Source organism: Mycobacterium sp. 360MFTsu5.1 (genome assembly GCF_000383495.1).
GTDB lineage: Bacteria > Actinomycetota > Actinomycetes > Mycobacteriales > Mycobacteriaceae > Mycobacterium > Mycobacterium mucogenicum_B.
Genome location: NZ_KB911482.1, coordinates 1 through 20,380, shown reverse-complemented (window position 1 = coordinate 20,380; position 20,380 = coordinate 1). Strand labels below are relative to the sequence as shown.

General features: G+C 66.9%; 23 protein-coding genes. 12 read left to right on the top strand and 11 right to left on the bottom strand.

The window, feature by feature from the left end; genetic code table 11:
- Positions 1–64 precede the first annotated feature (64 nt).
- The gene (locus tag H289_RS0129180) at positions 65–664 is read left to right on the top strand and encodes a fascin domain-containing protein (protein ID WP_020104407.1); all 600 of its coding nucleotides are present in this window, start codon (positions 65–67) and stop codon (positions 662–664) included.
- 103 nt (positions 665–767) lie between these two features.
- Here the strand turns inward: H289_RS0129180 and H289_RS0129175 are convergent, their stop codons facing one another.
- The 4 genes from H289_RS0129175 to H289_RS0129160 all read right to left on the bottom strand — a co-directional run bounded on the left by H289_RS0129175 (position 768) and on the right by H289_RS0129160 (position 2,704).
- Positions 768–1,091, bottom strand: a complete 324-nt coding sequence (locus H289_RS0129175; protein ID WP_029105914.1) for a CD225/dispanin family protein — start codon at positions 1,089–1,091, stop codon at positions 768–770.
- A gap of 195 nt (positions 1,092–1,286) precedes the next feature.
- Entirely contained in the window at positions 1,287–1,898 is a 612-nt protein-coding gene (locus H289_RS0129170; RefSeq protein WP_036421794.1) for a hypothetical protein, read from the bottom strand.
- Positions 1,899–2,016: 118 nt separating this feature from the next.
- The gene (locus H289_RS0129165; RefSeq protein ID WP_029105912.1) at positions 2,017–2,361 is read right to left on the bottom strand and encodes a heme-binding protein; all 345 of its coding nucleotides are present in this window, start codon (positions 2,359–2,361) and stop codon (positions 2,017–2,019) included.
- A gap of 37 nt (positions 2,362–2,398) precedes the next feature.
- A complete protein-coding gene (locus tag H289_RS0129160; RefSeq protein ID WP_020104403.1) occupies positions 2,399–2,704 on the bottom strand; it encodes a hypothetical protein in 306 nt (101 codons plus the stop codon).
- Positions 2,705–2,944: 240 nt separating this feature from the next.
- Here H289_RS0129160 and H289_RS0129155 point away from each other — a divergent pair, with 240 nt between their 5' ends.
- From H289_RS0129155 to H289_RS33265, 5 genes are all read left to right on the top strand, one after another.
- Positions 2,945–3,505 (top strand): hypothetical protein, encoded by a 561-nt coding sequence (locus H289_RS0129155; RefSeq protein WP_029105911.1) that lies wholly within the window; start codon positions 2,945–2,947, stop codon positions 3,503–3,505.
- Positions 3,505–4,824, top strand: a complete 1,320-nt coding sequence (locus H289_RS0129150; RefSeq protein ID WP_020104401.1) for a Dyp-type peroxidase — start codon at positions 3,505–3,507, stop codon at positions 4,822–4,824. Before H289_RS0129155 ends, H289_RS0129150 begins: the two co-directional genes overlap by 1 nt.
- Positions 4,825–4,963: 139 nt before the next feature.
- Positions 4,964–5,203, top strand: a complete 240-nt coding sequence (gene mbp1, locus H289_RS0129145) for a microaggregate-binding protein 1 (protein ID WP_029105910.1) — start codon at positions 4,964–4,966, stop codon at positions 5,201–5,203.
- A gap of 27 nt (positions 5,204–5,230) precedes the next feature.
- The gene (locus tag H289_RS0129140; protein WP_020104399.1) at positions 5,231–6,217 is read left to right on the top strand and encodes a TIGR03557 family F420-dependent LLM class oxidoreductase; all 987 of its coding nucleotides are present in this window, start codon (positions 5,231–5,233) and stop codon (positions 6,215–6,217) included.
- 180 nt (positions 6,218–6,397) lie between these two features.
- Positions 6,398–6,541 (top strand): hypothetical protein, encoded by a 144-nt coding sequence (locus H289_RS33265; RefSeq protein WP_155944305.1) that lies wholly within the window; start codon positions 6,398–6,400, stop codon positions 6,539–6,541.
- 11 nt (positions 6,542–6,552) lie between these two features.
- On the opposite strand, the gene H289_RS34115 is transcribed toward H289_RS33265, so the two are convergent.
- Positions 6,553–6,969 (bottom strand): transglycosylase family protein, encoded by a 417-nt coding sequence (locus tag H289_RS34115; RefSeq protein WP_020104397.1) that lies wholly within the window; start codon positions 6,967–6,969, stop codon positions 6,553–6,555.
- A 501-nt stretch (positions 6,970–7,470) separates the two neighbouring features.
- Between H289_RS34115 and H289_RS31645 the strand changes: the two genes are divergently transcribed.
- From H289_RS31645 to H289_RS32145, 3 genes are all read left to right on the top strand, one after another.
- Positions 7,471–7,731: a hypothetical protein gene (locus tag H289_RS31645; RefSeq protein WP_020104396.1), complete on the top strand. Its 261-nt coding sequence runs from the start codon at positions 7,471–7,473 to the stop codon at positions 7,729–7,731.
- Between the two features lie 70 nt (positions 7,732–7,801).
- The gene (locus H289_RS0129120; RefSeq protein ID WP_020104395.1) at positions 7,802–9,304 is read left to right on the top strand and encodes an alpha/beta hydrolase; all 1,503 of its coding nucleotides are present in this window, start codon (positions 7,802–7,804) and stop codon (positions 9,302–9,304) included.
- Between the two features lie 144 nt (positions 9,305–9,448).
- A complete protein-coding gene (locus H289_RS32145; protein WP_020104394.1) occupies positions 9,449–11,275 on the top strand; it encodes a hypothetical protein in 1,827 nt (608 codons plus the stop codon).
- 14 nt (positions 11,276–11,289) lie between these two features.
- On the opposite strand, the gene H289_RS0129110 is transcribed toward H289_RS32145, so the two are convergent.
- Genes H289_RS0129110 through H289_RS0129100 form a run of 3 tightly spaced genes read right to left on the bottom strand, consistent with a single transcriptional unit; the run spans position 11,290 to position 13,445 of the window.
- Positions 11,290–11,661 carry a cupin domain-containing protein gene (locus H289_RS0129110; protein WP_020104393.1) on the bottom strand — a complete coding sequence of 124 codons (372 nt, stop codon included), beginning with the start codon at positions 11,659–11,661 and terminating at the stop codon, positions 11,290–11,292.
- On the bottom strand, positions 11,658–12,584 hold the full coding sequence (locus H289_RS31635) for an alpha/beta hydrolase (protein ID WP_020104392.1): 927 nt from the start codon (positions 12,582–12,584) through the stop codon (positions 11,658–11,660). Before H289_RS31635 ends, H289_RS0129110 begins: the two co-directional genes overlap by 4 nt.
- A gap of 54 nt (positions 12,585–12,638) precedes the next feature.
- Entirely contained in the window at positions 12,639–13,445 is an 807-nt protein-coding gene (locus H289_RS0129100) for a helix-turn-helix domain-containing protein (RefSeq protein WP_020104391.1), read from the bottom strand.
- A 117-nt stretch (positions 13,446–13,562) separates the two neighbouring features.
- Here H289_RS0129100 and H289_RS0129095 point away from each other — a divergent pair, with 117 nt between their 5' ends.
- Genes H289_RS0129095 through H289_RS0129085 form a run of 3 tightly spaced genes read left to right on the top strand, consistent with a single transcriptional unit; the run spans position 13,563 to position 16,517 of the window.
- On the top strand, positions 13,563–14,588 hold the full coding sequence (locus H289_RS0129095; RefSeq protein ID WP_029105908.1) for a zinc-binding dehydrogenase: 1,026 nt from the start codon (positions 13,563–13,565) through the stop codon (positions 14,586–14,588).
- A gap of 5 nt (positions 14,589–14,593) precedes the next feature.
- Entirely contained in the window at positions 14,594–15,490 is an 897-nt protein-coding gene (locus H289_RS0129090) for an alpha/beta fold hydrolase (RefSeq protein ID WP_029105907.1), read from the top strand.
- 16 nt (positions 15,491–15,506) lie between these two features.
- Complete coding sequence (locus tag H289_RS0129085; RefSeq protein ID WP_020104388.1) at positions 15,507–16,517, top strand: TIGR03617 family F420-dependent LLM class oxidoreductase; 1,011 nt, start codon at positions 15,507–15,509, stop codon at positions 16,515–16,517.
- A 62-nt stretch (positions 16,518–16,579) separates the two neighbouring features.
- On the opposite strand, the gene H289_RS0129080 is transcribed toward H289_RS0129085, so the two are convergent.
- The 3 genes from H289_RS0129080 to H289_RS0129070 are packed head-to-tail and all read right to left on the bottom strand — an operon-like array spanning position 16,580 to position 20,379.
- Complete coding sequence (locus H289_RS0129080) at positions 16,580–17,050, bottom strand: DUF5078 domain-containing protein (protein ID WP_020104387.1); 471 nt, start codon at positions 17,048–17,050, stop codon at positions 16,580–16,582.
- An 18-nt stretch (positions 17,051–17,068) separates the two neighbouring features.
- Positions 17,069–19,981: an MMPL/RND family transporter gene (locus H289_RS0129075; RefSeq protein WP_020104386.1), complete on the bottom strand. Its 2,913-nt coding sequence runs from the start codon at positions 19,979–19,981 to the stop codon at positions 17,069–17,071.
- Positions 19,978–20,379, bottom strand: coding sequence for an MmpS family transport accessory protein (locus H289_RS0129070; protein ID WP_029105906.1), 402 nt, complete (start codon positions 20,377–20,379; stop codon positions 19,978–19,980). Before H289_RS0129070 ends, H289_RS0129075 begins: the two co-directional genes overlap by 4 nt.
- Between the last annotated feature and the right edge of the window lies 1 nt (position 20,380).

Sequence of the window (20,380 nt, the reverse complement as noted above, 5' to 3'; positions counted from 1 at the left end):
ACTCGGTGCTCCTACCTGTGTAAGGGGTCCAACCAGGACTCCGATCACATCGAAGGAGCACTTCATGGTTGCCGATATCCACCCCCAGCCGTCCGCGCCGAAACCGACGTCGATGCGCAAGCACAGGCGACTTCTCGCCGCCGTCGGCGTTTCGGCGATGGCCATCATGGCCGTGGGCTTGTCCGGTGTGGCCTCGGCGGCCACCCCGACGAAGACCAACTGCACATTCAAGACCGCCAATGGGCACTATGTGACGGCGGTCAACAGCGGCGGGTTGACGGGACTCGGCCAGCCGTCGTTCGACGTAATCCACACCGACGCAGTGCGGGTCGGGTCATGGGAGACCTTCGCACTCGTCGACGCCGGTGACGGAACGCACTACGGTATCCGCGCCTTTGATGGGCACTACCTCACGGCCGTGGGCGGTGGCGGACGAACCACCGACGTCATCCACTCCGACGCCACGCAGTTGCAGGGTTGGGAGAAGTTCACCATCACCAAGCTTCCGTCGGCTCCGGGCGGCCAGACCGTGTATTCGATCGGCACCATCGACGGGCATTACCTCACGGCCGTGGGCGGTGGCGGACGAACCACTGACACCATCCATTCCGATGCCACGGTGGCCAACGGTTGGGAGCAGTTCCACATCCACTGCGCAAGCTGAGCGCCCGCTCGATAATCCGTTGTCGGAGAAGGCTTTCAGGGTATTCGCTCGGCGGTGGGCCGCAGGCACTCGTGTGAGTGTCGCGGCCCACCGACGAGTCACATCAGGTGAACGCAGCCCCGTAGGACGCCGCGCCGATGACGAATGTGAACACCAGGTAGATCACGAGAACCACGGCGCCGGCGATCGCACCCCACGTCGCCCACTTCTTGGCCTCGTCCGCGGCTGTCTGCGCGGCTTGGAACTGGCCCTGGGCCCACAGACCCGAGACTTGAGTCGCCTTGACGATCGACACGATGCCGAACGGTAGGCAGCAGAAGATCGTGACGAGGATGCCCAGCACCAGGTTGTTGTTGGGCGGTCCACCTGCGGGCGGAAGGCCGCCGGCCGGCGGCGGAGGGTAATTCCCTGGTGGTATCTCAGTCATTGCAGCCTCTCGTTGTTTCGGTCACTACTCGGTAGGAAGTCCGTCGTCGGATGCGGTCAGCGGTGACCGCCTCGGGACGCTACGGCGCACCGATTGGAATCCGTTTGGGACGCCTACAGAGCAAGGACACAACACAGAGGCCGCTACCGATCCCAATATTGGGGAGTGATGGCTGCGGTTATGGGGTGGATCTCGTCAGTGCAGCCCGTTCTTGATCGCCGCGGCCTGCTTCTGACTGACGTCGGCGACGAAGTCGGGCGGTGCGTCGGCGCCGGCGGGGCCGTCGAATTCGAGAGTCACGAAAGCCTTGCCCTCGGTGAAGAGCACGACCGTCACCGATTTGGCGCCGTCGGGGGAGGTCCCGGACACCGAGGTGCCGCCGCTCCCGACGTTCATCGGGGCGGGGGTCCCACCGGTGACATTGCTGCCGAGCGCGCCCTTGGCCGCCTCCAGAGCACTGGATGCGGCGGCGGGGTCGGCCAGGACCAGGATCGTGTCGCCGACCACGTGGGTGCTGTCAGGGTTGCTGAAAGATGCTGCGACGCCGGGCTGGCCGTTGGGGTTCTGGACCGGGGCGCTCGCGGTGAACACCTCCGGCGCGACAAGGTCTGTGCCCTTGATCAGCAGTGCGCTGTAGTCAGCCGGTTGGGCCGCAGCGGAACTCGACGTCGAACTCGCTGAAGAACTCGCCGATGATGCAGAGGTGGAGGACTCCTTCGACTTGGAATCGCTACTGCAGCCGGCCGCTGCCAGGACGGCCAATGTGCTGGCCCCGATTGCGCTGGCGATCTTCACGGAAGTTCTCACGGCGTCGAGCTCCTCTCGGGCGAAATCCGCCGCCCGCCCTGCGGCGAGCGGCGGAATGGCTGGCGAAACTCTAACGCGAATCGATGGTGTCGACCTGCGGTTTGACGCGGAATACCCGTCAGTTCATCGGGCCGTCAGGCATCGGTGCGTTGCAGCGCGCGCGGAAGTCGGCCGCGGGCTGGCGGATGCCCTCGATTTCGGTCTTCACCTGCGGGTTCGCATCCATGTACGTGGTGATATCGGTGCGCATCTGGTCCCGCGTCTTGCCCTTGAGACCCGTGAAGAACGCGTTCACGTCCGGGTGGGTGAAAAGGTATGACGCGGTCGCGGCGTTCACGCCGGACATCACATTGGCGAGGTCGCCGGCCGTGCAGTCTGGCGGGTCGGCGATGGCGGTCGTCGCCGTGCCGATAAACGTCGCACCGGCGATCAGGCCGGCACCGATGATGTTGCGGATTCTCATGTTTGGTTGCTCCTCGAGGTTGTCGAAATAAAGGGAATCAGCGACGCGGTCCGATACCGCCACCGCCGCCGGGGCCACCACCGGGGCGCAGCGGCGGGCGCGGGGGCAGGGGCACGACGACGTCCACGCCCCAGCCGTCGTCGCAATACCAGGGATCAGCGCAGTACGACGGGTAGGCCGCGGAGGGCGGCGTCGGGCCGCCGCCTCGAACGTCACCCTGTGCGCACACGGTGGCGTATCCGGCGCCGGTGCAGTCGGCCGAGGCCGGTGCTGCCGCACTGAGGCCGATGGGCACAAACGTGAGCGCCAGACCCAAACTCAGGGAGCGCTGCTGAAGTCGCATGGTCTTCTTCCTTCGAACGGCTGGCTCGCGGTGATCGGCACGCTGCCGGTGCGCGGAACCGGTGTCGGCTGAGCATAATTGGGCGTTGCCGCTCAAGAAGCGGTTGCGCGATTATTGCGTTGTTCAGGCTGTGTTAATCCTTGGTGCGGTTTGCTGAGCGACCGGACCACAATCGACGCGTGAGGCATGGCGGCGGTGGTACGGTCCGCCATGTCGAGTATGCGTGACGAAGGGGTCAATATGAGCGAGAACAGCCAGGATTGGACCAAGCCGGCCGCCATGGCGATCCCCAAGGAGGGCTACTTCGAGGAGGTGCGGGGCCGCTACGGCCCGGTGTTCCCGAAGACCCCGGCCTGCTACGGCTTCTCGATCATCGCGAAGGTGAAAGAGGGCCGCGAGGAAGTGGTCAGGGCGTACGGCAAGACCATCGAGGAGACCATCAAGGCCAGTCCGGAGGCGTTGGCACCGCTGCGTCTGCACTACCTGCGCTGGAACCTTTTCGACGTCGGCTCGGGTCTGCATTTCCAGTACATGGGCATCTTCGACACCGATTTCGACAAGTACACCGAGGACGCGGTGGCACTGTTCAGCGCGACCGGCATCACGACAGTGTTCACCAATCTCGAAGGCTTCCCGGAGGATTGGCGGACCAACACCGACGCATTCATCAAATTCGTTCGCGACCATCAGCAGCCGAGCTTCCTTGAGTACGGCGAGTACCCCTACGTGACCGCGGACGAGATCAAGAAGGCGTTGCGGCTCAAGGCGGCGTTCTCGACGATGCTCGATCAAATGCAGTAATGCTCGAGTTCGACGACATTCAGCACATCCTGCTGACTCGGACGCCGGCGCTCACCGGGCGCTACGAGTTCCTGACGTTCGACACCCCTGAGGGCGGCCGGGCGTGGTTGTCGCAGATGCAGGACAAGGTGCAGTCCGCGACCGACGCCAAGGCCACGATGGACGAGTCCGATCGTTGGGTCACGTTGGCGTTCACCTGGAATGGCCTGCGCGCGCTGGGCGTACCCGAAGAGTCCTTGGCGACGTTCCCCGACGCGTTCCGGGAGGGCATGGCCTCGCGGGCCGCCATTCTGGGTGACATCGGGCCCGCAGCGCCGGAGCACTGGGTCGGCGGGCTGGCGGGCGACGACCTGCACGCCATCGCAATCCTGTTCTCCCGCACGGACGAACAGAATGCGAAGTCCATCGCGGCGCATGACGATCTGCTCGCGCGCACCGACGGCGTGCGCAGCCTGTCGTACCTGGATCTCAATGCCACGCCGCCGTTCAACTACGCCCACGATCACTTCGGATTCCGGGACCGGTTGTCGCAACCTGTCATGAAGGGGTCGGGGGAGGAGCCGACACCGGGCTCGGGCGACCCGTTGGAGCCCGGGGAGTTCATTCTCGGGTACGACGACGAGAACGGCCCGGTGGTGGATCTGCCTCAGCCCGAGGTGCTTTCGCGCAACGGCAGCTACATGGCGTACCGCAGGCTCGAGGAGCACGTCGGCGTCTTTCGCGAGTACCTGCGCCAGAACGCGGACAGCCCGGAGGGCGAAGAGCTGCTGGCTGCCAAGTTCATGGGCCGGTGGCGCAGCGGCGCCCCGCTGGTACTGGCGCCGGACAAGGACGACCCCGAGTTGGGGGCGGATCCGATGCGCAACAACGACTTCAACTACAAGGAAGAAGATCCGTTCGGCTACGCGTGCCCGCTGGGGGCGCACGCACGGCGGCTCAATCCGCGGGACACCGCGCACTACATGAATCGTCGGCGGATGATCCGGCGCGGTGCGACGTACGGCCCGGCGCTGCCCGACGGCGCGCCGGACGACGGTGTCGACCGCGGCATCGCGGCCTTCATCATCTGTGCAGACCTGGTGCGCCAGTTCGAGTTTGCGCAGAACGTCTGGATCAACGACAAGGCGTTCCATGAGCTCGGCAACGAACACGATCCGATCTGCGGCACGCAGGACGGCACGCTCGACTTCACCGTCCCGAAACGGCCGATCCGCAAGGTGCACAAGGGACTTCCGGCCTTCACCACGATGAAGGGCGGCGGCTACTTCTTCCTGCCCGGCATCGGCGGCATCCGTTACCTGGCGTCGCTGGGGGACTGAGTCTTCTCCCTCGGCCCGCACGCCTGACGATGTTTCGCAGCCGTGGAGGCCGATGTTTCGCATCCGAAGGTCGGGGAACCCATCCAATGGCGGCTGGATGACCCGGCCGCCGCGAAACCACGACCGGAAAGAGGAGCTCATGGGTAAGAGCGGTCCGGAAGAAGCTGCCAAGGGTGTTGTCGAAGGCATCAAAGGCAAGGTGAAGACGTTGCTCGGTGCGCTCGTCGGCCGCGACGACCTGTTCCGTGAGGGACAGGCGCAGCAGGACAAGGGCGAAGCGCAGCGCGATGCGGCCAAGCGGGAAGCCGAGGCGGAATCCGCCCGGGCGGCCGCGAAGGCGGCGGAAGCGCGGGAGCGCGCGAACCAGCAGGATCAGTAGTTGGCGCTACAGCGGAGAGGCGCGCGTATGACTTCATTCGGCTACACCCTGATGACGGAGCAGTGCGGCCCGAAAGAGCTTGTCAGACATGCTGTTCGGGCCGAGGAAGTGGGCTTCGACTTCGAAGTCTGCAGTGACCACTACTCGCCGTGGCTGGTATCGCAGGGGCATGCGCCGAACGCCTGGCTGGTTCTTGGCGCCGTGGCGCATGCGACCAGCCGGGTGGAGCTCTGTTCCTACGTCACGTGCCCGACGATGCGGTACCACCCGACCGTCGTCGCACAACAGGCGGCGACGGCACAGATTCTGGCGGACGGCCGGTTCCTGCTCGGCCTGGGCACTGGTGAGAACCTCAATGAACACGTGGCGGGCCAGGGATGGCCGGCCTACGAGCGTCGGCTCGACATGTTGTGCGAGGCGACGAAGATCATTCGTCAGCTCCTCGACGGCGCCGTTGTCAATCACAAGGGCGAGTACTTCCAGGTCGATGCCGCGCGGCTGTGGGATCTGCCGGCCGATCCCGTGCCGATCGGCATCTCGATGACGGGGGAGAAGGCCGTCGGGCGGTTGGCTGACTTCGCCGATTTCATGATCGACGTTTCGCCCGACAAACCGATCGTGGACCAGTGGCTCAATGAGCGTCGGGTGCAGGGCCTGGAGACGACGGGGCGTGCCGTCGCGCAGTTGCCGATCTGCTGGGACAGAGATCGCGACAAGGCCGTGCAGCGGGCACACGAACAGTTCCGATGGTTCGGCGGCGGATGGCCGACGAACGCGGAACTGCCCAACCCCAAGGCATTTGATGCCGCGACGCGATTCGTGCGACCCGAGGACGTGGCGGATCAGATTCCGTGTGGCCCCGACATCGACGCCGTCGTGGAAGCCGTCAGCGCCTACCGGGACGCCGGGTTCACCGACATCGCGCTCGTGCAGATCGGCGGAGACGCTCAGGACAGTTTCTTCGACGAAGCGGCCCCGGCGCTGTTGGCGGCACTACGGGCCGACGCCGCCTGACGGGCGTCGTAACGGCAGGGCGCGGCACGGTCTCACGAGGACTGGGCGCGACACGCGCACGCCACGCCAACGTGTGCGACATGTGATGCAGCCGTTTCCAAAATGTGACGCGTGTAGACCAGTGTGATCAGAGTGGCTTGAGGGCAGTCAGGTCATTCAGTTCGTGGTTGGGAGCGTCCAATGTCTACAGCTCGCAAGGTGGAACGCATCGTCGCGCAGGTCACCGCCGCCGTCACCCGTCGTCCGTCCGACGACCAGGCCTACCGCGCCGAGATGGAACGCTTGGTCACCGAGCAGGAACTCGCCCTGCTGGGTAGTCGGTAGCACTCCTGCCGTCAGCGGAAGACGCTGAGCAGCGTCCGGCACAGGAACGGCAGGTTCGACAGCGGGATGAACTGCACGAGAGTGCGGCAGACGTTGGGCGCCTGAGCCTGTCCGGCCGCGCTTCCGCACACCGGCCATGCGCCGATTCCCTGTGTTTTCATGACATTTCGCGCCACGCGGATCTGTTCTCCGCGGCTGGCCGCTGCCGGTGAGCCGGTGCCGCCGTTGGCGGTCCACGTGCCGGGGCTGAATTGGAGTCCGCCGTAGTAGCCGTTGCCGGTGTTGGCCGACCAGTTGCCCCCTGATTCGCACTGGGCGATGGCGTCCCAGTTGGGTTCGGCGTTTGCCTCGGAGATCGCCAACGACAGTTGGGAGATCGCGAGGACGCCGGATATGGCGACCGCACGAACAAATAGGTGCCCGCTCATACCCACCTCGATCCTGTTGTGCGAACGGACTGATTCCGCTCACAAAATGGTTCGCAATTGACGCATGGTGCTGTCTATACAGACGTTAAACCTGATAATCAGCTGTGCTAATGGGGTAATTGTTATTCTTCGAGTAATTTTAGTGTTTCTGCATATTTCTGATGCAGAAGCGACGGCGCTGACTGTTGTTATCTAGCGTGTCGCTGCAGGTCAGTGAGTCGTTACGTGAGTAGTGTTTACCGTGTGGTTATAGGCACTACTGGGGCCTGTGATTCTTTTGTTATTAGTGATTCAATCGCGTCCAGTGATGCAATTGTTATTGAAGTGACCTGAGTTACTAATTCACATTAGAGTTTCCTATGTGGCGGCTGTGACTGGTGTTACTAGAGTGAATTCGGCCTCAGATGTTTGTTCAGAGGTGGTTCTGGCATCGCGATTCGGCGGAGCGCACACTGGTGGTCAGGCCGAAATCCGATGTGGCCACGAATGCCCGGACGAGCGATGACGAACGCAATGAACCCGATGACCAAGGCGGCGCGGCCGTGCCGGCTGGCCGCCGGGCTGTTGGCGTTATCCGGTGCCGCGTTTCTGACGGCCCCGGCCGCAACCGCCGATCAGCCGGCCACGTGCCAGAGCCGGCACGTCGACGGCGTCGAGGAGGACGTCTGCGTCGGCATCCCGGGGCAGGCCGGCGGCGCCAACCCGCGTGACCTCTATCCGGGCGTCGTGCCCGAGCTGTATTTCGGGGTGGGGATCGGCTAGGCCCGAAGCTCACGTGCCTCATGCGGTCAGCACAGCCGGCGCACAGCTACCGCCACCATCATCGAATTCTGTGACGACGACGCTCCTTGCCGACGCCTCCGGCGGCCCCGCCGCCCCGACTCTTCCGCCCGTTGTCGCCCCCAATCACCACGGACTGTCTCTGCTCTACGGATGGCTGCCCGTGACCATCCAGGTGATCGCCGCGATCGTGTTGCTCGTCGCCATCGGTTGGCGCGGCCGGCGGTGGCGCTACCTGTGGCTGCCGGTCTGCGCGATCCTCGGCATCGCGGCTGCCGCGTGGGCGAACTGGTTCACCACATCGCAAGGCCTGGCGGGGAACCCGGCACCGGCGGCCCTGTGGGTCTGGGTGGGCCTGTCGGGGCTGGCACTGGGCGTGCTGGTACTCGGCTGGCGCGGCACCCCGTGGTGGCGTCGCGGCGTCGCGATCCTCGCCGTGCCGCTGTGCGTGCTCAGCACCGGCGTCGCCCTCAACGACTGGGTCGGCTATTTCCCGACCGTGCAGACCGCGTGGGGTGAGCTCACCGCCGGCCCGCTGACCGACGAGACCGAGATGTCCAGCGTCACCTCGATGAAGGCCGCCGGTGTCGTCCCGTCACACGGCGCGGTGGTCGAGTTGGACATCCCGGACACCGCGTCGGGCTTCAAGCACCGCACCGAGGTCGTCTACCTGCCGCCCGCCTGGTTCGCGCACAACACCCCGCCGCTACCGGCCGTGATGATGGTCGCGGGCGAGTTCAACACCCCGGCGGACTGGCTGCGCATCGGCAACGTCGCCAGCCTCTTCGACAACTTCGCCGCGGCCCACGGCGGCAATGCGCCGGTGTTCGTCTTCGTCGACGCGGGCGGTTCGTTCAACAACGACACCGAATGCGTCAACGGCCCGCGCGGCAACGTCGCCGACCACCTCACCAAGGACGTCCCGCCATATCTGGAGTCCACGTTCGGCGTCAGCGCCAAACCCGCCAACTGGGGCGTCGTCGGCTGGTCCATGGGCGGCACCTGTGCGGTGGACCTCACGGTGATGCACCCCGAGCTGTTCGGCACGTTCGTCGACATCGCCGGCGACATGGGCCCCAACGCGGGTACCAAGGAGCAGACCATCGCCCGGCTCTACGGCGGCAGCGAGGCGCAATGGGCGGCCTTCGACCCCCGCACGGTGATGGCCAAACACGGTCCTTATCAAGGTGTTTCTGGCTGGTTCGCCATCTCGTCGGATGCCCCGACCCAGTGGAAGGGCGCCAAGGCGCATCCCGACGCCATCGGCCTCGGCGGCCGCGACGGCGCGGGCAATCCCGGTGACCAGACCGAGGCCGGGAAGACGCTGTGCGCCCAGGGGCGTCAGCTGGGCATCGACTGCGCCGTCGTCGCGCAACCGGGTAAGCACGACTGGCCGTTCGCGGTGACGGCGTTCCAGACCAGCCTGCCGTGGCTGGCGGGGCGGGTCGGCACCCCCGGCGTGCCGGTGACCGGTTTCCCGGCAGGATCGACGACCCCCGCACCGCCCGCCGGCCCGGCCGCGACGATCGCGGCCGGAACAAACCCGGGCAAGTAGACGTCGAATGTAACGCCGAGCCCGTCTAAGTAGATGGACTCGGTGAGACGTTGCGACACAGCAGGGAGTCGATGCGCGATGGGTACTCGAACCGATAAAACCGATAACAAAAATTTTGGCCAGGCACGCCGGCAGAGCCGGCTCGTGGGAGCCGTCGCCACCGGCGTGGTGACGACGTTGACCGCGCTCACCGTGGGTGCGGCGCCGGTGTCTGCCAAACCGAGCAGTGATTCAGACAGCTCGAGCACCACCACGCTCGTGCCGAAGCCTCCGCGCCAGGATTCGTCCTCGGCGCAGGACGGCTCCGGTTCCGGTGGTGGCTACGGGCAGGACGGCGGCCAGCGGGGACGCAAGCAGCGCGAACAGCCTGTGGAAGCCGAGGCGCCGAGCCGGCAGGCTCCCGCCGACGTCCCGCCCGTTCAGGCCAAGCCGCCGGCCGACCCGCCCGCGGCGCCCGTCGCGCCGGCCGCGCCCGTGGTGACGGCTCCGGAGAACAAGGCGCCGGAGAACAAGGTCCCCGAGAGCAAGGCGCCGGAGAAGACGCAGGCGCCGGTGACCACGACGCCGCCGGTCGAGACGCCTGTCGTCGCGGCCCCGCCGTCGTACACCGAAGCTCCCGCGCCTACCGCGCCGACCACCAAGGTCACCAAGGCGCAGGAAGCCCCGGTTGACCCGACCACGCCGGCACGTCCGTCGACCGCCGTCGCCGAGCCGACGTCGGCGCCGTCCGGGACGTCCGCGACGCCGGGCCCGACCACGGCGCTCGCAGAGCGTCCGGCGCCGGCCGGTGCTGCCGATCCGGACAAGTCGACAGCCCCCACGGATCGCACTGTGGCAGAAGGCAAGCCGGTCGCCGGTCTGGAGGGCCAGTTCGGTGAGCGCGTCGAGGCCGGTCCCGGCCGGGTCGAAGCCTCGGCCTCGGCGTCGGCCACGGTGACGGCCGGTTCGTCCAAGTCGGCGACGCCGTCGACCGCAGCGGCCCGCGAAGCCCGCGACGTGAAGCCGATCGAGCTGCTCAAGCCCGAGACGCTGACCGCGCCGGTCGAGGACATCGCGACCGCGAAGGCCGCCGCAGCGGTCGACGTGAAGCTGCCGGACCCGGCCCCGGTGCACGACGTGGCCGATCTCGCCAAGGTCGTCAACGTCGCGAACTTCAAGTTCGACAGCCGTGCCGACTGGGACCTTCGGGCCAACCGGCCCGATTGGGATCGTCGTGACAACCGGCCCGACTGGGACCGCCGCGACGACCGGCCGATGGGCCGGGACTGGGACAACCGGGTGCGGCAGTGGCGGCCCGACTGGGTGCAGTACGACGACTACTACCGCCCGGTGCTGTTCAACCCGTACCGCGACCCCGTGCGGGTGGTGTACGTCTACCGCAACGCGCCGCGCATCGTGTACATCCCGCCGCTGCAGCGCATCGTCATGGAGGTCGCCGACCTCGCGGCGTACAGCTTCACCGCGGTCGTGGTGAACGCCATCAACACCGCGGTCAACGTGGCGGTCGGCAGCTTCTTCGGTGGCGGCTACTACCCGGGCGTCGGAGTGCCGCTGCCCCCGCCGCCTCCGCCGGTGCTGAGCTACGCGAATGTGCCTGTGCAGGTTCGCTATTCGGACGCGGTCTACCAGCCGTTCCGGGTGCAGCGCATCGTCGACGCCGGTGACGACGTGCAGTATGGCGAACGCCGCGTGCTGCTCGACGGCGTCACGCCGGCCTGGGGCCAGTGGACGCAAAGCCCCAGTGGCGAACGGCAATTCGAGGTGCACCGGACGCAGCAGTTCCCGGGTCTCGACGAGCCGCGTGAGGCACCGCTGCCCGGTGACTACAACCTGCAACTGGTCAACGACCAGAAGGGGCTGGAGAACCCGAACAAGGCGCTGACCATCGCCGCGGTGACCTGCGGCGTGCTGAGCCTCGGTGCGGTCGGCCTGGCCGTCTACATCGGGCGCCGTCGCCGCGAGGTGGTCTGACGTTCTCCCCGCGGTCAGCCGCGCTGCTCGAGCCGGCTGCCGCGGGGAAACGTGATCGACATGATGTCGCTGGGACGTGTCAACGCGATGCGGTGCCACGTCCCACTCGGCACCACCATGGCGTGCCCCGTCGTCAGCGTGACGCCGGGGCCGTCCTCGTCAGCGCGTAGATACAGCCGGATCTCCCCGGCGACACAGACGACGAGTTCGTCTGCCTCCGTGTGGATTTCCCAATAGTCGGCATGCACCTCGGCGTCGGTCTCCGCGTGAAACGTCATCACGTGCCACCCCGGCTCCCCGGAGCCGAACGTGCGTTCGGCCGGTTCGATGCGGCCGTCGTCGTAGAGGTGGACGAACGCGGCGAACAGGTCGACGGCGGTGGTCATGCGGACACCGGCCGCAGGTCCGCCGAACCGGTGGTCAGGCCGCGGCGCAGCGCGCCGCTGATCTCGGCGACCTGGCGCGCCGAGACGTCGGCCCCGAGGATCACCTGAGATCCGTGGAATGTGCCGGGCCACTGGTGCAGTTCGACGGACACGCCGGCCTGCAGCAGCCGGATCCCGAATTCGAGCGCTTCGTCGCGGTTGGGGTCGAACTCCGCGGTGGCGAGGTAGGTGGGAGGTAGCCCGGGCAGATCGTCGGCCCTGGCCGGTGCCGCGTAGGACGTCGCCGGTCGGCCGCCGAGATAGTGCCGCCAACTGGCGGCGACCTTGGCACGTGTCATGAAGACGGTGTCGGTGAAGGTGCGGGCCGACCAGCTGCGCTGGCGGTCGTCGAGCGGTGGCTGGTTGAGAAGTTGAAAGGCGATCCGGGGGCCACCCTCGTCACGTGCCCGCAGCGCGGCCGCGGCGGCCAGGTTGGCGCCCGCCGCATGACCGCCGACGGCGATGCGGCTTGGCTCGACGCCGAGCTGCGGTGCATTGGCGGCCACCCATGTCAGCGCCTGGTAGACGTCGTCCAGTGCTGCGGGATAAGGGTTTTCGGGTGCGCAGCGGTAGCCGACGGACACCACGACGGCGTTGGTGGCCTGCGCGATGCGTGCGGCCCACGGGTGTTCGGTATCGAGATCACCCATGACGAATCCGCCGCCGCGCAGCCACAGGATCGCGCCGACTGGGTCCGCCGGCTGGTACAGGCGTACCGGAATGTCGGGATGGCCGGGGATGAGGCAGTCGGTGATCTGGAGGCCGGTGGTGTCTGGAGCGGGTACGGCGGCGGACAATTCGGCCAGTCGGCGGCGGGCGGCGACCGGGTCGTCCAACTCGGCTTTCGGGAACAGCGACAGGAAGGGCTGCAGCTCGGGGTCCATGCCATCACCATGGCGGCCCGGTGTGGCGGTGTATTGGAGGAATGTTCCCGCGGACTATTGCCACGCCACGGGGTCGACGTCGAGCCACGGCGCCTCGGCCACGCCCGCCGGCGTCAACCCTGCGAACAAGCGGGCGTCGCGGTGCAGATGCGACTGGTCCGCATAGCCGCAGGCGCCGGCCACCTCGGCGGGCGCGGCGCCGGTCGCAAGGCGGTGCGCGGCATCGTCGAACCGGATCAGTTGTGCGGCCCGCTTGGGCGGCAGGCCGATCTGCGTGCCGAACCGTGACCACAGTCGCTTCCGGCCCCAGCCGATCTCGTCGGCGATGCGCTCGATCCGGATCTGTCCATGGCTGTGCACCATCGCGTGCCACGCGGCCGCGACCTCGGGGTCCACGGCGGGCCCGGATTCGCGCCGGCGCGCCAATTCCATTGTGGCGATGGCGAACCGCTCGTCCCACGACGATGCCGCGTGCAGCCGGTCGCACAGCCGCTGGGCGGCGCGGCCCCAGACCGCGTCGAGGGGCAGCACGCCGGTGGGGTCGCAGTCGCCGAACACCGCGCGGGCGAACACCGGCGACAGCCGGATCTGCAGACAGTCGACCTTGCGGCCGACGGCGGTCACGGTGCCGGGCGCAAGGCCGACGACCCCGCCGCCGGTCCGGTGCACGCCCGCGGCGTCGATCAGAGTGCCGTCACCGAACTCGATGAACACCGTCACCGCGGGGTAGGGCACGAGCTGCAGCGCGAGCTGCGACGGCGCTCGGCCCCGGAAGCCGGCCATCGCCAGACCGGGCTGCCGATGCGCCGGAATCGCGAGGTCCCACACGGCGGCACTCAGCCGCCGAGTGCTCGCTTCCATGTCTCGATGGTAGGCGCGGCGCGGGCTTGCCGAGGGTTCTCGACACAGGCGAATCCGGACTCCGTAAGGTGACTCTGTAACAGCGTTACGGAACACCGGATCAGCAGAGGTGGACAGTTGAGAACCGTATTGATCGACGCCCCCGGGAATGTCTACGTCGACACCGTGCCCGACCCGGTGCTGCCCGGGCCGGACGGCGCCGTCGTCCAGATCACCACGGCGGCCATCTGCGGATCGGACCTGCATTTCTACGAAGGCGACTACCCGTTGGCCACGCCGCTGGCGCTCGGTCACGAGGCCATCGGCACGGTCGTCGAGGTGGGTCCGGAGGTGCGCACCGTCAAAGTCGGTGACCCGGTGCTGATTTCGTCGGTGGCGGGTTGCGGCCACTGCGTCGGCTGCGACACCAAAGACCCGATCACCTGCGTATCGGGTCCGCTGATCTTCGGTTCCGGCGTGCTCGGCGGCGCGCAGGCCGAACTGCTCGCGGTGCCGTCCGCCGATTTCCAGTTGTACCGACTGCCAAGCGATCTCAGTACCGAGGCCGCGCTGCTGCTCACCGACAACCTCGCCACCGGCTGGGCGGCTGCGCAACGCGCCGACATCCCGCCCGGCGGCACGGTCGTCGTCTTTGGCCTGGGCGCGGTCGGCCTGTGTGCCGTGCGCTGCGCCATCGCGCAGGGCGCGGGTCAGGTGTTCGCCGTCGACCCGGTCGAGGGGCGCCGCGAGATGGCCGCGCGCAGTGGCGCCACCGCGATCACGCCGGAGCAGATCGGCGCCGTCCACGAAGCGACGGGCGGCAGGGGAGCGGCCGCCGTGATCGACGCCGTCGGCAACGACACCACCATGAACGCGGCGCTGGCCGCCGTGCGCGCCGGTGGCACGGTGTCCGTCGTCGGCGTGCACGACCTCAACCCGTTCCCGTTCCCCGCGACCCTGTCGCTCATCCGCAGCATCACGCTGCGCATGACCACGGCGCCCGTCCAGCAGACCTGGCCGGCGCTGATCCCGCTGCTGCAGTCGGGCCGGCTCGACGTCGACGGCATCTTCACCCACGCCATGTCGCTCGATGATGCGCCAAAGGCATACGCCGCTGTCGCGGCGCGGACCGCGGACTGCATCAAGGTCACACTGACCCCGTAGTGATGATGGCCAATCAGGAGACCCTGGACCTCGCGCTGCCGCGGCTGCGCATGCGGGCGCTGGCGTGGGGGCCGGCCGACGGGCGATTGATGTTGTGCCTACACGGTTTTCCGGACAGCGCACATGGCTGGCGCCGCGTCGCCCCGCTGCTCGCCGCCGCGGGCTACCGCGTTGTAGCGCCCTTCATGCGCGGCTACGCGCCGAGCGGTGTTCCGGCTGACGGCAACTACCATGTCGGCGCGCTGGTGTCCGACGTGCTCGACCTCTACGATGCGTTGGGCGGCGGGCCCGACGCCGTGCTGGTGGGGCACGACTGGGGTGCTTTCGCCGCCAATGCCGTTGCCGCGTATCCGAATTCACCGTTCGATGCGGTGGTGTCGATGTCCGTCCCGCCGCTGGCGGCGATGAGCCAGGCGCGCTTCAGCGCCGCGCGTACCGCCCGGATGGGCCTGATCCAACTCCGAATGAGTTGGTACATCATGTACTTTCAGCTCCCCGGTCTGCCGGAACGCACATTGCACCGGGTCATCCCGCGACTCTGGCACGACTGGTCTCCGGCCGGGACCGATGTCGCCGAGGACGTCGCGACGACGCTCGCCGCGCTGCCGACCGCCGAACACCGCGCGGCTGCCGTCGGCTACTACCGGGCGCTGGTTCGGCCGGGCAGCGTCGGTGGGCCGTACGCCGAGTTCGAGCGCTATCTGCGCGAGCTGCCGTGCGCGCCGATCCTGTACCTGCACGGTACGGACGACGGCGCGATGCAGGTCGGCTACACCGAGCAGCTGCTGACGGCGCTGCCCGCCGGGTCGGTGGTGCGAACCATCGAGGGGGCAGGGCATTTCCTGCAGGTTGACCGCCCGGCCGAGGTGGCCGCGGCGATTCTGGATTACGTCGGGAACTGACGAGGGGCTCACGCTGATGCGCGTACAACTGCAGATCGACGGAGCGCCCCAGCGGGCCGCCGACCACGCCCGCGAGCTGGCCGGTCTTGGCACCGACGGGGTGTTCACCTTCGAAGGCCCGCACGACGTCTTCCTGCCGCTCGTCGCGGCGGCCGGCGCGGTGAGCGTGGACCTGATGACCAACGTCGCGATCGCCGGGCCGCGCAGCCCGCTGCATCTCGCGCACGCCGCCTACGACCTGCAGGTGTACAGCGGCGGCAGGTTCCGGCTGGGCCTGGGGTCACAGATCAAGGTGCACATCGAAAAACGTTACGGCGCACAGTGGGCCAAACCTGCCGAGAAGATGGCCGAGACCGTCACCGCGATCAAGGCGATCTTCGACTGCTGGGAAGGCAAGGCGCCGTTGAATTTTCGCGGCAAGCACTTCACTCACACCCTGATGCCGCCGAACTTCAATCCCGGCCCCAACCCCTTCGGTCCGCCGGCGGTGCTCATGGGCGCGCTGGGGCCGATCATGACCCGCACCGCCGCGCAGGTCGCCGACGGTCTGTTGGTGATGCCGTTCCACAGCGCCCGCCATTTCGCCGACCGGACCCTGGCGGCAGTGGGGGAGGGCTTGCAGCGGGCCGGGCGCACGCCGGGTGATCTGCAGATCATCGCGCAGGCCATGGTGGCGGTGGCACGCACCGAGGAGGACCTGACCGCGGCGATCAACGGTGTCGCCACGCTCATCGCGTTCTACGGCTCGACGCCGGCCTATCTACCGGTGCTCGAGACCGAGGGGTGGGCGGACCTGCAGCCCCAACTCAACGCGATGTCCAAGGTCGGTGACTTCGCCGGCATGCGGGCGTTGATCAGCGACGACGTGGTGCGCACCATCGGCATTGTCGGTACCCCGGAGGAATGCGCCGCCGAGATCGGACGCCGCTTCGGCGGGTACGTCGACGAAATCTGTTGCTATTTCCCCGGTTACGAACAGCGACCCGAGGACGTGCGGGACCTGGTGACCGCGCTGCACGCGCTATGAAAACGGCGTGATCCGTAGCGGTCATCGGTACGGATCACGCCGAAGTCGGCTGGGAGGTATGCCTACGGCGCCTGGACCCAGTTCCAGACGCTCAGGTCGCCCTTGGGGTAGTTCTGGCAGACGTCGGTGGCCTTGGCGACGACGCCCTTGTTGTTGAAGAAGATCTTGGCCCAGTTGCCCCAGTGGGTGGCCACCTGCTCGTAGTAGACGTTGGTGGCGGTGTCCTCGGAGTACTGCCGGCGGCCGACCGGGTCGAGCGAGAAGAACCAGTGGATGCGGTCCTGCGCCATCTGCTGGATGTCGGCGGGGCGGTTGTGCATGTCGATCATGTACCGCGAGTAGTAGACCGGGCTGGTGTCGCGGGCGGCGGCCAGGTACTGCTCGGCATCACAGGTGGTGATGATGATGCGGTGGGGGATCGGGTAGTCGTCGGTGGCATCGGCGGCTGCCGGTCCGGCGAGCGTCGTCGCGACCGCGCCCAGGGCTGCGACCGCGGTACCGGCGCGCTTCAGGCCACGCTTGATCTGGACCATAGTCTTTACTCCTGTTTCCTAGATACCTGTGTTGGTGGCGGCTGACTGCAGTTCGCCGGTCTGCTTGGGCTGGGGCCACGGCGCGGGCACCGGACGTTGACGCACCCGCTGCGGCCACCAGAACCACTTGCCCATCAGGGCGGCGATAGCGGGCGTCATCAAAGATCGCACGATCAACGTGTCGAACAACAGACCCAGACCGATGGTTGTTCCCACCTGACCGACCACGTGCAGCTCGCTGACCGCCATGGACATCATGGTGAAGGCGAAGACCAGGCCTGCCGAGGTGACCACGGAACCGGTGCCGCCCATCGACCGGATGATGCCGGTGTTGAGGCCGGCGTGGATCTCTTCCTTGAACCGGGCGACGAGCAGCAGGTTGTAGTCCGCACCGACGGCCAGCAGGATGATGACCGCCATCGCGATGACCATCCAGTGCAGGTTCAGCCCGATCAGGTGCTGCCACAGCAGAACCGACAGACCGAATGACGCGCCGAGCGAGAGCACCACGGTGCCGACGATGACCGCCGCGGCCACGACGGATCGCGTGATGATCAGCATGATGACGAAAATCAGTGCGAGGGCGGAGATTCCGGCGATCAGCAGGTCGTAGTCGGCGCCCTCCTGCAGATCCTTGAAGGTCGCCGCGGTACCGCCGAGGTAGATCTTGGAGCCCTCCAGGGGAGTGCCCTTGATGGCCTCCTTGGCGGCGTTCTTGATCGCGTCGATGTGCGAGATGCCTTCGGCGCTCATCGGTTCGCCCTCATGCGAGATGATCAGGCGCACCGCTTTGCCGTCGGGCGAGATGAAGTTCTTCATGCCGCGCTTGAATTCGGCGTTGTCGAAGACCTCGGGCGGCAGGTAGAACGAGTCGTCGTTGCGGGAGTTGTCGAACGCCTCGCCCATGGCGCTCGCGTTGTCCTGCTGCGCCTGCATCTGGTCCTGCAGACCCTTCTGGGTCTGGTACATGGTCAGCATGTACTGCTTCATGTTGGTCATCGTCGAGATCATCTCGGGCATGAGCGCGACCATCTGAGGCATCAGCTTGTCGAGCTTCAGCATGTCCGGCATCAGGTTCTGGATGTCGTCGGTCATGGTGTCGATGCCGTCGAGGGTGTCGAAGACCGACCGCATGGTCCAGCAGACCGGGATGTCGTAGCAGTGCGGTTCCCAGTACAGGTAGTTGCGGATCGGGCGGAAGAAGTCGTCGAAGTCCGAGATGTGGTCGCGCAGGTCGGCCACGTCCAGGGTCATGTTCACCATCTTGCCGACCATGCTGTGCGTGGTGGCCGCCATCTGGGTGGTGATGCCCTGCATCTTCTTCATCGTGTCGATGTTGACCTGCATGTCGTTGGCCTGCTTGAGCATGTTGGCCATCGAGTCCTGCGCGTACTTCTCGTTCATCTTCTGCGAGGTGCCGCTCATGCTCATCAGGAACGGGATCGAGGTGTGCTCGATCGGCTTGCCTTCAGGGCGCGTGATGGTCTGCGACCGGGAGACGCCGGGGACCTTGAAGATGGCCTTGGCGATCTTGTCGATCACCAGGAAGTCGGCGGAGTTGCGCAGATCGTGGTCGCTCTCGATGAGCATCAGCTCCGGGTTCATCCGGGCGGGGGAGAAGTGCCGGTCCGCCGCGGCATAGCCCTCGTTGGCGGGGATGTCGGCAGGCAGGTACAGGCGGTCGTTGTAGGCGGGCTGGTAGCCCGGCAGCGTCAGCAGGCCGACGAGGGACAGCGCGATGGTGCCGACCAGGATGGGGGCCGGCCAGCGGACGACGACGGCGCCGATCTTGCGCCAGCCGCGCACCCGCATGGCGCGCTTGGGCTCGAGCGTCTTGCGGAACCGGCTGGCCACCGAGATCACGGCCGGGCCCAGCGTCAGGGCGGCGAACACCACGGTGACCATGCCGATGGCCAGCGGGACACCGAGAGATATGAAGTACGGCATCCGGGTGAAGTGCAGGCAGAACGTGGCGCCCGCGACGGTCAGGCCGGAGCCGAGCACGACGTGGGCGGTGCCCTCGAACATCGTGTAATAAGCGTCTTCGCGGGATTCGCCCGCGCCGCGTGCTTCTTGATAGCGGCCGATCAGGAAGATGGCGTAGTCGGTGGCCGCCGCGATCGCCAGTGTCACGAGCAGGTTGGTGGCGAAGGTCGACAGGCCGATGATGTCGTAGAAGCCGAGCGCCGCGACGACGCCCTGTGCGGCGGACAGCTCGAGCACCACCATCAGCAACGTCAGCAGCACCGTGATGAACGACCGGTACACGAGCAGCAGAGTGATGATGATGACGCCGAAGGTGGCGGCCTCGATCAGCTTGAGGCTGCGATCACCGGCGATGTGCTGGTCGGCCGCGAGCGCCGCGGGCCCGGTCACGTAGACCTTCAGGCCGGGCGGCGTCTTGATGCTCTTGATGATGTCCTGCGCGGCCTGCACGGATTCGTTGGCGAGCGATTCGCCCTGGTTGCCGCGCAGGTAGACCTGGACGTACGAGGCCTTGCCGTCGTTGCTCTGCGAGCCGGCGGCGGTCAGCGGGTCGCTCCAGAAGTCCTGGATGTGCTCGACGTGCGCCGTGTCGGCCTCGAGCTTCTTGATCATCTCGTCGTAGTAGGCGTGTGCCTCGGCGCCGAGGTGTTGATCGCTCTCCAGCACGACCATGACCGAGCTGTTCGACTTGAACTCCTGGAATACCTCGCCGACGCGCTTGGTCGCGATGACCGACGCGGCCTGGTCCGGTGACATCGAGACCGAGCGCATCTTGCCGACCTCGTCCAGCGAGGGGACGGCGCTGCCGAGGAAGACGATGACACCGATCCAGAACAGGATGACGGGGATCGCGAAGGTGCGGATGAAGCGGGCGATCAGCGGCCGGTGCGGCGGCTTCTCGGCCTTCGGGAAGATGACGGTGTCTTCGTCGGTTGAATGCGTCATGCGGATTTCACCAGGCAGAAGGTCTGGGCGTGCACGCCGGTGGAGGTTCGGGTGTCTTTGAGTTCGTCGTCGACGTGGACGGTGCAGGTGATGGAGTCACCGTCGCCCTGGGCGACGATGTTGGGCGAGGCTGCCGGTGCGGTGGTGGACAGAGTGAGTTTCCACGGCAGCGGGGCGTGGTCGATGCGCTGCGGCTTGGCGTCCAGGTCGAGGTAGTTGATGTCGGCGTAGCTGCCGGTGCCGGTGATCTCGTAGGTGACGACTTTGGGCTTGAACGGTTTGGCGTCGTCGGCGAAGTTGCGCGGGGTGACGATGACGGGGTTCTGGCCGAAGTAGCCGCGCACGCGTTGCACGGTGAAGCCGGCGACCAGGGCCACGGCGAGGATGAGCAACGGGATC

Bases quoted from the DNA above. Each gene is read 5' to 3' on its own strand.
- H289_RS0129075 (WP_020104386.1), bottom strand. From the start codon at position 19,981: ATGACGCATTCAACCGACGAAGACACCGTCATCTTCCCGAAGGCCGAG.
- H289_RS0129080 (WP_020104387.1), bottom strand. From the start codon at position 17,050: ATGGTCCAGATCAAGCGTGGCCTGAAGCGCGCCGGTACCGCGGTCGCA.
- H289_RS0129155 (WP_029105911.1), top strand. From the start codon at position 2,945: ATGAGCGAGAACAGCCAGGATTGGACCAAGCCGGCCGCCATGGCGATC.
- H289_RS0129160 (WP_020104403.1), bottom strand. From the start codon at position 2,704: ATGCGACTTCAGCAGCGCTCCCTGAGTTTGGGTCTGGCGCTCACGTTT.
- H289_RS34115 (WP_020104397.1), bottom strand. From the start codon at position 6,969: ATGAGCGGGCACCTATTTGTTCGTGCGGTCGCCATATCCGGCGTCCTC.
- H289_RS0129100 (WP_020104391.1), bottom strand. From the start codon at position 13,445: ATGGAAGCGAGCACTCGGCGGCTGAGTGCCGCCGTGTGGGACCTCGCG.
- H289_RS0129090 (WP_029105907.1), top strand. From the start codon at position 14,594: ATGGCCAATCAGGAGACCCTGGACCTCGCGCTGCCGCGGCTGCGCATG.
- H289_RS0129085 (WP_020104388.1), top strand. From the start codon at position 15,507: ATGCGCGTACAACTGCAGATCGACGGAGCGCCCCAGCGGGCCGCCGAC.
- H289_RS33265 (WP_155944305.1), top strand. From the start codon at position 6,398: ATGTCTACAGCTCGCAAGGTGGAACGCATCGTCGCGCAGGTCACCGCC.
- H289_RS0129180 (WP_020104407.1), top strand. From the start codon at position 65: ATGGTTGCCGATATCCACCCCCAGCCGTCCGCGCCGAAACCGACGTCG.
- H289_RS0129150 (WP_020104401.1), top strand. From the start codon at position 3,505: ATGCTCGAGTTCGACGACATTCAGCACATCCTGCTGACTCGGACGCCG.
- H289_RS0129165 (WP_029105912.1), bottom strand. From the start codon at position 2,361: ATGAGAATCCGCAACATCATCGGTGCCGGCCTGATCGCCGGTGCGACG.
- H289_RS0129140 (WP_020104399.1), top strand. From the start codon at position 5,231: ATGACTTCATTCGGCTACACCCTGATGACGGAGCAGTGCGGCCCGAAA.
- H289_RS31635 (WP_020104392.1), bottom strand. From the start codon at position 12,584: ATGGACCCCGAGCTGCAGCCCTTCCTGTCGCTGTTCCCGAAAGCCGAG.
- H289_RS0129110 (WP_020104393.1), bottom strand. From the start codon at position 11,661: ATGACCACCGCCGTCGACCTGTTCGCCGCGTTCGTCCACCTCTACGAC.
- H289_RS0129175 (WP_029105914.1), bottom strand. From the start codon at position 1,091: ATGACTGAGATACCACCAGGGAATTACCCTCCGCCGCCGGCCGGCGGC.
- H289_RS31645 (WP_020104396.1), top strand. From the start codon at position 7,471: ATGACGAACGCAATGAACCCGATGACCAAGGCGGCGCGGCCGTGCCGG.
- mbp1 (WP_029105910.1), top strand. From the start codon at position 4,964: ATGGGTAAGAGCGGTCCGGAAGAAGCTGCCAAGGGTGTTGTCGAAGGC.